This window comes from Bacillus thuringiensis, assembly GCF_001595725.1.
In the GTDB taxonomy this organism is placed as follows: Bacteria; Bacillota; Bacilli; order Bacillales; family Bacillaceae_G; genus Bacillus_A; species Bacillus_A thuringiensis_K.
Genome location: NZ_CP014288.1, coordinates 1 through 12,487, shown reverse-complemented (window position 1 = coordinate 12,487; position 12,487 = coordinate 1). Strand labels below are relative to the sequence as shown.

Sequence of the window (12,487 nt, the reverse complement as noted above, 5' to 3'; positions counted from 1 at the left end):
CGAAAGGTTACTTTCGAACTGAGAAGCTCCCACTTCAAGCTTTGCTAAGTGGCGAGTAGTTCATAACACAATAAAATAGTTAAATCAAATAGTCCTAAATTTAACCTTTTATAAAGTAATTTCATACAATAAAATCATGAATGCAAATATATTTTCTCTCCGAAAAACAACTCAAAGAATAAATAAAAAAGATATTCGTAATAATCTGTACCCTTTGTAAAGGACATTTTGAAAAAAGTTAGGCAACATCAAGAAGATGATTTCTGTATCCAACAGGAGTCATCTTTTTTAAATTCCATTGATATCTATAATGATTATAATACGTCATATATTTCTTAATCTCTTGTTTCAATTCATTAAAGGACGCGCAAGGTTTTATATGAGCTTCATCTTTCAGATGACCAAAAAACGATTCTTGTGGGGCGTTATCCCAACAGTTTCCTCTTCTTGACATGGATTGTCCAAGATTTAGCTTTTTGACTAGCTTTTGATAGGTAGGGCTTGTGTAGTGGATCCTTGATCTGAATGAATATAAGCACCTTCAGTCAATCGAATCCGCGGATTCCTTTTTAGTTTATGGAGAGTTGTCGTTACGAGCTCTAATGTCATCTGTTCTGAAACATGGTAAGCTAAAATTTCATTAGTTGAGCCGTCTAAAATTGTAGATAAATAGGCCCTTTGATTCTTACCATAAACTAAATAGGTGATATCTGTAAGAAGTGTTTCCCTGGGGTATTTTGTTTAAATTCCCGATTTAATTGATTCGGTACTATTCGATGTTCTTTTGTAGCTTTAAGCATTCTTTTATAAGGATTCGCTTTGCGAACCGGACAAATAATCTCGTATTTCTTCATAATTCTACGGATACGCTTTAAATTGTAGACAACTTGAAACTGACCCGCCAATGTCATCTTTATCTGACGAGCCCCCTTCTTTCTATTTCTAAATCGAAGTGCTTTTAATATGATTTCCTTCAAGATTTCATCCCGATCACTCTTTTGTTTCCGTTGTTCTTGAGATGAAACTGAAAAGTAATTATAGTATCCCGAACGGGATACACCAGCTACTTTACACAAATGACTGACCATATTCCTTAAGTTGTATTTCATGATGACAGAACGAATCAAGATGAATTTCTGACTAGGTGGTAGTATTATTTCCTTCTCATCCTCCCTTCCATAAGTTTGATTTTTTTTAGCAATTCGTTTTCCGCCTTTAGTAAGTTTCGTTCGGCTTCTAAACGGGCATACTTTTCTTCTAACGTAAGCTCTCTCTCAAGAGTTCTTCCAGCGTTTTCGATACGTGTATCCCTTAAACCCAATACACCATTTTTTCTATAAGCAGCACGCCATCTACTTCCCGATGACATAACTCGTTTCATTCCAATCATATCTATATCAAAACCACATTCTTCAAAAATATTTCGAGGTAGCTTTCCTTTTTCATTTTCATCAATAAAAATATGCTTAAATTCCTCTGTATAAGTGATACCTTTCTGACTTACAGATTTTACGTATAGGTTATTTGATAGAATTTGAATTTCTCTTTCTGTAAATAGTTTTTTTGTCATTTTCAACATTCTCCGATCCCGATTTTCCTTTTATTATACAAGAAATACCCTATAGAATAGACTTTTTTCAAGTGTCTATTCTATAGGGTACATTTTATAATGAATATCTTTTTTATTTATTCTTTATATAATTATTTTCTAATATAACGATTTTTATATAATTAACTAGACTTATAGACTCATATTATTTCTTTCAAACAAAAATAAATATATTAATCTTATAAAAAAAGAAAAAATAACATATAAACATCTATTTAATCCAAAAAGGGGGATTTACTAGTAAATCCCCCTTTTCTTTCAAAGAAGATCAAGTTATGAGTGCAAAACAAGTGTCCAAAGCTTGTTCCACACTATAAATATATGCTTTCAATTCAAAATGGTTCAAAAAATTTTATTTAGTACTATCTATTTTTAAAGATAAAAAAGTCTAACAATATTTTAACGAAAATATATACTAAGCAAAATTCCATAAGAAAAATATGGATTTTATTACTTTAACCTATTTTCTATTTCAAAATGAGAAAAATCACTATTATACGAGCCTTCACACAAATAAATACATTCCATAGCATATTAAAGTAATGTCAAAACACTCAAACATAAACCAAGAGGAGGCTTTTTAAATTGAGTGAAAAAGAATATAGTAAAAATAAGAATTGTAAAGTTAAATCAGAATCACGAATTCCACTCACTGATACTGAAGCAATACCCGTTCTTACAACCAATCCTAGAGTTAAAATTCCAGTTGTATTAACAGAAAGAACACTTCAAATTGTTGTAGAAGCGGAAATTCCACTTTCTCCACCAGCAGTGGAAATTAAGAGAGTATTAAAAGATGTATTTTTAACACAATGTAAACTAGTACCTGTTGAATATGAACCAATTAATGAAACAGGATTTTTCCAAGTAACAAGAGCAAAATTGTTTGTAGAAGGTTATATTCGTAAAAATATTGAATACGCTGCTAAATACTGCAATGGCGTGCTTCATGATCGAATTGCAAAGGTTCGATTCTCTGGTTTTGCTGATATAACTGAAGATGAATTCCTTTCCTTACCAATTATAGCTTTTTCTTCGGAAAACAAAGCACGTTTTATTAATCCAAAAAACAATGATGTTCCTCGTCTAGACAAATACTTCTTTGGAAATAATGTTTTCTATAATGAACAACCATATTGTGAATTAATTAGTGCAGAATTTTATGAACTTGATTATTCATCATATGATGTTCATCATGATTCGAAATATGATGAATATCCTGAGAAAAATCATGATAGATATTATGATAAATATCAAGATAAATATCAAGATAAACATTATGATGAATATCCTGAGAAAGAATTTGACAAATTACGTGAAAAAATTGTTCTTGATCTTACTTTGAAAGTATTACAAACTCAACAAGTACAAATCGGATAAAATAAAAAAGTAATATTTTTAAAGCAAATCAATTATTTTTCACATTTCATTAATTAAAAAAGAAAAAAAATCCCTTCAGATCTTTATTCTAAAGGGATTTTTCGTCCACATAATCTGTATTATCAATAATTTTTATGTATCTACTCTAAAATACTCTGGATGTTCTACTTTCATAGATAAAATGTTACCACACTCAGTACAAATATCAGCAACCATTCTTGAAAATTGATTAAAAAGGTTATTCGTACTAATAAGTTTTAAACATTCTTGGGCATTTAATAAATCTTCCTCTATTTCTCTAGAACCACAATTAGGACATTTCTTATTCATTTTCTATTCCTTCTTCCTAAAATTTAGTTCATATAAAATCAAATTATCAGTAATAACCCAAAAAACTCAGAATTCCCATATAACTCTAAGCTTTACCTTTGTATTCATTTTTCTATATTTTTTAGAAGTAGCAAGAGATAATTAAACAAATTTTAAAAAATCATTTCCAAAACTCATACCATTTCCTATCTTTACTTGCTGCAATCATCTTCTTAACTTCCTGAACTTCCCTTATTGTTTGTATAAGCATTTCATCGCTTCTTTGATTCTTCGCTACGTCTTCGCTAGTATTCACCGCTATAAGCCTTTGGGATTCCTGTATCGTTTGTATAGCGCTCAATAACTCTGATTCTCTTTGTGCAAATCGCTGATCTTGTTCAACTAAACGTTTATTTAATTCTTGTAGTAATTCATTTTGCTTTTCAATGATTTCATTTTGATCTTGAAGCATCATCTGTAGCGTTGTAGCGTTAAAATCTGGTTCTTCATAGCGCTCAATTTCATGTCGCTCTAATGGCAATACCTCAACGCCTTGATTCCATGATACTATTTGTTTTGTGGCGTTTTCTAATGTCATGTCTGTATCATTCTTTAGGTTGATAACCTTACGAAACACCATTACATCACTTTCTGTATATTTCCTATGGCCACGTTCATTTTTTATAAAAGTATAACCCTCTTTTTCTAGTACATCAGCATACTTACGTAATGTACTAGATTGAATACCTAATTGCTCTGCCACGTCGCCGGGACTATATAGCGTCTTCATAGCGTCTCACCTCAAAAATATATTCGCTATAGCGATGATATACCCTTTTTTCTAATAATTCACGTATTACTTTTTTCAAACCATTAATCTCCATAATCTTTACATAAGCAATTTGTATAATTCCTATTACAGATCAAATTTTAAAATTGAATACTCATCCCATCCCAATACCCACATCAAAATCTTTTTTCTATATACAAGATTTTATGCAAAAAAAGAGTAAAGAGGATGCCACTGATTCCCGCCCTATCAACGATGTATAAAATCCTGTATAAGAGATGACAAGACAAAAAAGAAGAATCCTTGTATTTACAAGGATTCTATGAAAGTATTTGCTACCGATAATAGGACGTTATGTTAACCAACCATGAATAAGTATTCATCATAAAAAACAGTTCGTTTCCTTTACTAGATCTTTGCTTTTCATTTCCCATAACTCCATTGGTTTTTACCCTTTTCTGGGGTCCCGTCCTACACTTTTTATTCCACGGTTCACTTGACCATGAGCCTCTACACCCTCAAACTCCCAAAGATAACCCCAGCGGGCAAAAACCGCCCTTCTGGGGCCACCTCTGGTGAGTTTGCATGAGGGTGCCCCTCATGGTCAAGTGACTTTCGCGGCATAAACGTTCCGGACTCAGTGATCAACCCTTCTCTAGTTATTCTCCCTTGTATTCCTATTACAAAATCTCTCATATCTACATTAATATATTGTATAATGTACTTGATTCTATGTGGTATCACATAGAATCAAGTACATATTCTCCCCTCCGGGGAGCCCGGTTTATCGCCTTAACGGCTTTAAACCGGGAAGATCAAGAGCATCTGACGAATCATCTTACCGTCCTTCGTCCTGTAAGATTCAAGCAGGGCAAAATACGCCTGCCTTGGCATGATAAAAGCTAACGCTTTTCCATGCCTGCGGTCAGACGCATTCATTTTTGATTCTCGCTGCGCTTGAACCAAAAACAAGCTCGGCAAGCCGAGTGAATGGTCTTCAGGCGTATTTTGCCCTGCGGGACTTCCTGGACAGAATGCTTCGCATCTGTCCAGATTCTTTTTCTAAATCAGCTCACGCCTCTTAGAAAAAGACAAATAAAATCGCCTTCCGGCATTTTTATTTGTTTGATCAAAATGTCATGCTTCGCATCACATTTTGTATTTTCCAATCTATAGCTTTGCTATTAGATTGGTTCATTCAAAGTCAGCTTTCGCTTTTTTGAATGAAATTAAATAAACATTTTTAAACAAATGTTTATTTAATAAAAAACGAACGATGTGAACATGTGTAAATGTACACATAGCGAAGACACATAGCTTCGCTATGGATTCCCAAATAATTAAATGCACAAATATAGCAAAGACAGGAGGCATCCCTATGGCCGCGCCACGGAAACATATAAGGATTCTAAAAACAAAAGAAATTGAAGGCATGGATATGCTTTGGAAAACTGGAACAGCTACCAGAGAACAAATGGAAAGAGAATATAACATCAAAGGAGATCGTCTAAAAAAACTTTGTCATAGCGGATATTTAGAAGAACGTACAGGAAAAATTGTTTTAGGGGAAAAAGGGATAGAAAAGTTTAAGAAAGAGGGAAAAGAGTATCAATATAAAACCGGTATAAATAACGCTAAACATGATATTCGTCTCTCTGAAAAATACATCTCTCTACCAAAAGAAACAAGAAAAACATGGAAAACAGAAAAACAATTGCATTCAGAAGCTCAAAAAGACCTCAGATACAACGATTTCAAAAAAAGAATAGTAGAGTCCCATCCACAAGGAAAATTCCAGCCAACGCCCGATGGGGCCGTCTATAGTGAAGCGCATAGCGGTTACATTGCCATAGAGGTGACAACACGTAATTACAAAGAAATTGATATTCAACAAAAACAAGAATTTGCAAAAACATTTTTATCCGGATATGAACAACTATAGGAGGAAAAAACATGGCAATACAACCAACATTTATTGTTCCACATACTTTTTATACAGTACATGAAATTATGGATAATACGAATTCACCCTATATCTTAAACTTACATGAAATTCAGGAAGATCCACATAAGAGAAAATTAAGTGATGAATTACATTTATTCATCATGAAGCATTATCATAATCTATTTACATTTATGCTCCATCATCAGCCCTACATGTTAAAATCACAGTTCCTAGATCTATTTGGTTACCAAAAAGGCAAAAAAAATAAATCTAGAACACTTGGATACGCAAAATTAAAAGAATTAGAAGATAAACTATTAATTGGTTCTAAATCTTTTTATGGTGCGGAATATATTTATTTATCTTATCGAGCTTACTATTATTTTGGCCAAGAAAAAAAGGTACTACCAATTGCACCTGGAGAGAATGTACTCTTCCGCCATTTTACTCGTATGGAAGACTATCTAGAATTAAATAAACAATATACAGATCCAATATTATTAACCGCATTACTTTGTTCTCACGAGCATTATTATCTATTACATACAGAACCCTTTTTCCCAATTAACCCAATACAAGAAAAAGATACATGTTACTTTGGAGAATACTTCCCAAACAACAAAATACCTAAAAATCTTGATATGGACTTTGTAACAGACTTTCTGATAAAAACGAAAAAAGAAAATAGAGGATTGTGGTTCATCAATGAAGAGACACCCGATACTCAACTTCACGTACTCATTACATTTATCGATGAACTCTTTAAAATCCTTACTACACGTTGTTCTCTTAAATTACTTATTAATGATCAAAGAGAATCTTTACGAATCGTAGCAAATATTATCCCGATACCAGGAACATCTTATATCACAATTAATAATCTAATCTCAGATATCTATCATATTGAATTTTTATTAAAGATTTGTTTCCCAACAGTAATAACAAGCTTTACCTTTATTGTGATGAACCAAGATCATGAACGTGAATTAAACAATATTATAAGTAGAATTACTAAACTTAGAGAAAATAAAAAGAACTTACAACCATGGCAATCTATGATTGATCCAAAAAACATCAAAATCCGAAATACAAATCTATTTAGACGTTTAAATTTCAACGATTCCTATGAATCTCAACGAGAGAAACCACTCCCACAGTAAACACTTACTTATCGTAAGTGTTTTTTTGTTTTCTCCCTACTTTTGAGGTAGAGGTTGGCCGGGGTGTGGGGAGACCCCACGTATTGCGTATCTAAAAAAAGAGTAAGAACGAATTATAGAACGTTAGATCAAGCGGTTTGGCTCGTATAATGAGTAACTCAAGCCGATATGCCTACATCCCACTTTTGAGTGTATCGGCTTGGCGATGGAAGCAAACGAGCCAAAAAAAGTTTGGCAAGGATGTTAGAAAAAAGAAAAGTCTTCGACTTTAGCCGAGGATTAACGAGGCGACTTTTTTCTAGCAAAGGTGGAGATTTTTAAGTGATCTTTGCTTAAAAATACTACCTGTTCCTTGCGGAACTTTTAGCCCTATATATAGAGTGAGATAGAGAAAATGCAAAAAACCAGTAATATCAAGGGTTTAAAGTGTTCGGGGTGTTAAAAAAAATTAACACCTGTGTTAATTTTTTTTAACACCTATTTTTTAACAAAAAAAAAAAAAAAAAAGTGCAATAGTTAATTACACTTTTTTTAAAATAAATATATCGGCAATTTATGCTTTTTTTTGCTTCCTTCAAGTTGAATGTTTCTTAATGATTTTGCAAATATTTGTTGTGTAGCTCTATCAATATCATCTTTTGGTGCATTACATAATATATTAGGGTTAACAAACCAAGTACGAGAAGAACAAGATCGTCCATCTTCAGTAGTTATCCCAGTTTCTGCAACCCCTAAAATCCCTTTAACAAGTAAATCATTCATAATCTTAGAAATAGAAGTTCTTGTTTTTCCTAATTTTTTAGCTAAATAACTTGGAGAAGCCGCATTCGGCTTAATTTCCTCATCATTCTTTTCAACAACAACATTTGATTTAAACTCTAAGAATCTTGAAAGCTCAAATAAAAAAGCTTTCTCTGGTTGAGTTAAATAACCAATCTCACATAAATAATCAATATTCTCTGTTATCATTTGCACGAACTTCACCCCATCAGTTCGTTTTTTCTTCTTACCAATGAAATAATCGTTACCTGTTGTACTATGTAGAATCTGTAGTAAGACTTGCTGCTGCTCAGCTGACAAACCTATATTAGCTTGTTCTAAAAAATCTTCAACTTTATTCTCTCTTACTCGTGATTTTTTTTCAGAATGTCCTATATTGACTATTTTCGTCATAATGTTTCTCCTCTTTTCTAACATTTACAACTAGAGATGAGAAACATTTTATGCTATGATTCTTATAGTAATTAAAAATGAATATATACAATAAAAACCCCTCTTCTCTAATTGATTTGCTTGGTCGCTTTCAATTATAACATGAGGGTTTTTTTATTTATATAAAAGTTCTGTGCAACTTAGTAATTTATCTTTTATTCTCATGAAATCTTATAAACAATTAGTTTATATATATAAACTAATTGTTTTTTAATCGAAAGGAGTTTCTTTAATGGAATATGAATAAATTAAACAAAAAGCCTAGTAAAAACTAAGCTTTTTGTCTGAAAAAAAATACCTTTTTTCACCTTAATACACTTTTAATTTCACACTATTTTATACAACTAATAATAAAAAGTTCCAATGTAAACTTATAAATATTAGTTTACATTCATTTCGCCTTAAACATTGACTTCTCAACAATTCTCCTGATATTCTCAAAATACATAACAAAAGTATACATTCAAAACACTGTAAATAAAGAGGTCATAAATACATGAACAAAAAACAACATCTTATTGATGTCCAACCCATCCGTAGCAAAGAACAGATCGAAGATATGAAATGGGCTCTCAAACGTCATTGTTCCGAGCGAGACTATATTCTCTTTCTTGTTGGCATTCATACCGGACTACGTGTAAGTGATCTACTCCAACTTGAAACACAAACCATAGTAAAACTAAGACAAAAAAAGAGAAAAGAATTTAAAATCAAAGAAGGAAAAACAAAAAGAGAACGCATGATTAACCTAACTTCTATTTTTTATGAAGTCTATTCCTATGCCCAAACTCTAGAAAATAACTGGTTATTTCCTTCTCGAAAAGGAAATCAACCCATTAGTAAGATCCAGGCCTATCGACAATTACAAAAAGCCGGAGATTTCGCGGGTATAGAATCTATAGGGACTCATACCATGCGCAAAACCTTCGGCTATTGGTTCTACAAACAAACAAAAGATGTTGCTATGTTGCAAGACATACTTAATCACAGCACACCACAAATTACACTAAAATATATCGGAATCAATAAAGAAGAAAAAGATAATATACTTGATGTATTTCATATTTAAAACATCATAAAATATAAATCAAATAAATAAAATTATACCTTTTATAGATCAATTTCATATCTTATCTTTTTTAAATAAAAAACCAGATTTTATTTACCAAGCAGATAATTCTTTTTCATTATAAATCTCTAATATAATTATTGCTTATAAAGTTCAATATAAACTCATAATAAAACTACCAATTCTCAATCATCTTTTGACCTTGTTTAAAAGAAAAAGACTTGTTACTTATAAATTTTAAAGAATTACTTTTTAAATCTAATCCATAAGTACTTAAGACCCAAGGAAAATCTTCGGTATTATTATAATTCATTGTTTCTATCTGATTCTTTTGATTAAATCTCGGTGGAAAAACATAATTTAAAGAACTATTTAATGGTACCAATTCCCCTTTACTTACATAATATAAGTATCCAACTTTTGTATTGCAATCAATTTCAAGTGAAACTGTAATTAGATCAGGATATAATTTTGATTTTATAGAAAAAACCGATTTTTGGGTTTCATTATAAGGAAATCCTTTTAATATAATAGGTGTCATATTAATTTTTTTCTGACCTTGTTTCTGAATCGCAAAAGTATAATCCCCTACATATACTTTATCATCACCTCCACCACAAAAATAATAATCACTCTTAATTTCTTCAGGAGCAAAAAAATAAACCTTATAATTAAAACCAGAAATATCTTTAATATTTAAAACAGCTCTACTTATTTTCGAAACATTAATATTGGCATAAGAATAGCTTTCAAAATGAAAATAACTGAATATAAACACTAACAAACATAATAATGCTTTCTTTTTATTCATTATTTATCTCACCCCTTTTAATTACTAAATATAATGTTTCTCAAATTTATTATAACTATACAAAAAAGAGCCTATAAATAAGGCTCTTAAAATAATATATAAACTTTAAAACACACCCAACAAAATCCTTTTACCTAAAACCATCTTTCTCAAGCTGGCACCAAGTTTTTGAACCAACAATTCCATCTGCCACAAGCCCACGATCTCTTTGGTAATTTCTTACTGCTTGCTCAGTTACACGACCAAATTGACCATCAATTCTTCCTGAATAATATCCAATATTCCGAAGGAATTCTTGAAGTTCTTGAACCAAATATCCAGTGCTGCCTATGCGAAGTATTGGACGATTTTGGCTAGGGCAAACTGGACCAAAACCATCTTTTTCAAGCTGACACCAAGTTTTTGGACCGACACGTCCATCTACAAAAAGCCCACGATCTCTTTGATATTGCCTTACTGCTCGATCAGTTACAGAACCAAATCGACCATCAATTCTTCCTGGATAATATCCAATACTCTGAAGGAATTCTTGAAGTTCTTGAACCAAATGTCCAGTACTATCTATCGAAAGCGTTGGACGATTTTGGCTAGGGCAAATTTCTTCTCTTTGAATCATAAAACCGTCTTGCTCAAGCTGACACCAAGTTTTTGGACCGACAATTCCATCTACCAAAAGTCTATGATCTCCTTGATAATTTCTTACTGCTCGATCAGTTACAGGACCAAATTGACCATCAATTCTTCCTAAATAATATCCCGTTCTCTGAAGAAACTTTTGAAGCTCTACAACCCAATGTCCAGTGCTGCCTATGCGAAGTGTTGGACGATTTTGGCTAGGGCAAGAGGGAGGGATTGGACCTGAACCTCCAGAAAAACCGTCTTGTTCAAGCTGACACCAAGTTTTCGGACCAACAATTCCATCTGGAAGAAGTCTACGATTGCTTTGATAATTCCTTACTGCTCGATCAGTTACAGGACCAAATTGACCATCAATTCTTCCTGAATAATAACCAAACTTCTGAAGAAATTCTTGAAGTTTTACAACCCAATGTCCAGTGCTGCCTATGCGAAGTGTTGGACGATTTTGGCTAGGGCAAGGAAATGAACCTCCAGAAAAACCATCAAGCTCTATTGCAGAAATAATCACAGTACTTAAACCAAAAGGACTTTGATATATTACCTCTACATTTTGATTTTGACCATGACCAAAAGTCCTCTGTATAAATATAGGAGTTCCCATGGAAAAATATCGTGTATTTGCTGGAGCTGCAATTGTTTGCCCAACATAAAAACTATAATCTGTTGCACGATATTCATTATCCAAACATTCATGTTCTAAACAACCATCATATTCATAAGTATCCTCTCTATACAAAGGTAAATATGAATTAAAATCTTGATACATATTTTTAAACCTTCTTTCTCATAAAATTTATATTGTATAAAACAAGACATAAAATATAGGTATGTAATAGGGCATATGTATGTATCCGCTAATTCCCATCTTATATAAGCCCATATTAAAGAAAATATTTTATATATAACATCTAATTATTTATATATATAAATATGAAAATAATAAATAAAAAACCACAAAAATCGCTGTGTTTTTTTATCGATCAAGATTATATTATAAATGCTCATTGCATTATATGTTTAATTCCAAAAAATGTTAACATGTGGAGAATTCAAATAAATATTTTACATAAACAAAAAGCCTAGTAGTACTAGGCTTTTTATCTGAAAAAAAATACCATTATTCATCTTAATACACTTTTAATCTCACACTATTTTATACAACTAATAATAAAAAGTTCCAATGTAAAACTTTGAATTTAGTTTACATTCAAATCACTTTAAATGTTGACTTTTCTCCATGAAATTAATAAAGAAGAAAAAGATAATGTCCTAGATGTATTTCATATTTAACGTATTCCCCGAAAAAATTCTCCTTCCTCAAGCGTGTGAAGGGCATAGCCCAACGGTAGGTGGGAGATGAATTTCGGTTTAGCCTAGCCAAAAAATTTTGATAAACTAGCTATATGAAGTTCTTCGATAACTTGATATAGAAGATTACAGGAAGAAAATAGAGTGCGAAAACCAAGCCATTCGGTTCCTGCGTAAAATATGAACCATACCAAAAGAGCGACCATGCGTTAGACATCTAGGGGTGGAACACCCCGAAGTAACGCTCAGGGAGTC

9 protein-coding genes and 1 pseudogene are annotated in these 12,487 nt (G+C 32.0%); 4 read left to right on the top strand and 6 right to left on the bottom strand.

Annotated elements, in window-relative coordinates:
* Positions 1–238: 238 nt before the first annotated feature.
* A pseudogene (locus AXW78_RS33740) lies at positions 239–1,579 on the bottom strand (IS3 family transposase).
* Between the two features lie 615 nt (positions 1,580–2,194).
* Between AXW78_RS33740 and AXW78_RS31265 the strand changes: the two are divergent.
* Positions 2,195–2,989, top strand: a complete 795-nt coding sequence (locus AXW78_RS31265; RefSeq protein ID WP_046945199.1) for a CsxC family protein — start codon at positions 2,195–2,197, stop codon at positions 2,987–2,989.
* 132 nt (positions 2,990–3,121) lie between these two features.
* Here the strand turns inward: AXW78_RS31265 and AXW78_RS31260 are convergent, their stop codons facing one another.
* Positions 3,122–3,319 carry a hypothetical protein gene (locus tag AXW78_RS31260; RefSeq protein WP_001034292.1) on the bottom strand — a complete coding sequence of 66 codons (198 nt, stop codon included), beginning with the start codon at positions 3,317–3,319 and terminating at the stop codon, positions 3,122–3,124.
* Positions 3,320–3,479: 160 nt separating this feature from the next.
* A complete protein-coding gene (locus AXW78_RS31255; RefSeq protein ID WP_061885382.1) occupies positions 3,480–4,088 on the bottom strand; it encodes a DUF3967 domain-containing protein in 609 nt (202 codons plus the stop codon).
* A gap of 1,438 nt (positions 4,089–5,526) precedes the next feature.
* On the opposite strand from AXW78_RS31255, the gene AXW78_RS31245 reads away from it, so the two are divergent.
* Positions 5,527–6,030, top strand: a complete 504-nt coding sequence (locus AXW78_RS31245) for a hypothetical protein (protein ID WP_231122498.1) — start codon at positions 5,527–5,529, stop codon at positions 6,028–6,030.
* 11 nt (positions 6,031–6,041) lie between these two features.
* Positions 6,042–7,193, top strand: a complete 1,152-nt coding sequence (locus AXW78_RS31240) for a hypothetical protein (protein WP_061885379.1) — start codon at positions 6,042–6,044, stop codon at positions 7,191–7,193.
* Positions 7,194–7,724: 531 nt separating this feature from the next.
* Here the strand turns inward: AXW78_RS31240 and AXW78_RS31235 are convergent.
* Complete coding sequence (locus tag AXW78_RS31235; protein WP_000161841.1) at positions 7,725–8,366, bottom strand: hypothetical protein; 642 nt, start codon at positions 8,364–8,366, stop codon at positions 7,725–7,727.
* A 535-nt stretch (positions 8,367–8,901) separates the two neighbouring features.
* Between AXW78_RS31235 and AXW78_RS31230 the strand changes: the two genes are divergently transcribed.
* Entirely contained in the window at positions 8,902–9,474 is a 573-nt protein-coding gene (locus AXW78_RS31230; protein WP_061885378.1) for a tyrosine-type recombinase/integrase, read from the top strand.
* Positions 9,475–9,649: 175 nt separating this feature from the next.
* Here AXW78_RS31230 and AXW78_RS31225 read toward each other — a convergent pair whose 3' ends face one another.
* Together AXW78_RS31225 and AXW78_RS31220 are read right to left on the bottom strand one after the other, a co-directional pair.
* A complete protein-coding gene (locus AXW78_RS31225) occupies positions 9,650–10,285 on the bottom strand; it encodes a hypothetical protein (RefSeq protein WP_061885377.1) in 636 nt (211 codons plus the stop codon).
* 130 nt (positions 10,286–10,415) lie between these two features.
* Positions 10,416–11,660: a peptidoglycan-binding domain-containing protein gene (locus tag AXW78_RS31220; RefSeq protein ID WP_180986092.1), complete on the bottom strand. Its 1,245-nt coding sequence runs from the start codon at positions 11,658–11,660 to the stop codon at positions 10,416–10,418.
* Positions 11,661–12,487: the final 827 nt, after the last annotated feature.

Excerpts from the sequence above, each read along its gene's own strand:
- AXW78_RS31255 (WP_061885382.1), bottom strand. The coding sequence starts at position 4,088 with ATGAAGACGCTATATAGTCCCGGCGACGTGGCAGAGCAATTAGGTATT.
- AXW78_RS31240 (WP_061885379.1), top strand. The coding sequence starts at position 6,042 with ATGGCAATACAACCAACATTTATTGTTCCACATACTTTTTATACAGTA.
- AXW78_RS31260 (WP_001034292.1), bottom strand. The coding sequence starts at position 3,319 with ATGAATAAGAAATGTCCTAATTGTGGTTCTAGAGAAATAGAGGAAGAT.
- AXW78_RS31245 (WP_231122498.1), top strand. The coding sequence starts at position 5,527 with ATGCTTTGGAAAACTGGAACAGCTACCAGAGAACAAATGGAAAGAGAA.
- AXW78_RS31225 (WP_061885377.1), bottom strand. The coding sequence starts at position 10,285 with ATGAATAAAAAGAAAGCATTATTATGTTTGTTAGTGTTTATATTCAGT.
- AXW78_RS31235 (WP_000161841.1), bottom strand. The coding sequence starts at position 8,366 with ATGACGAAAATAGTCAATATAGGACATTCTGAAAAAAAATCACGAGTA.
- AXW78_RS31230 (WP_061885378.1), top strand. The coding sequence starts at position 8,902 with ATGAACAAAAAACAACATCTTATTGATGTCCAACCCATCCGTAGCAAA.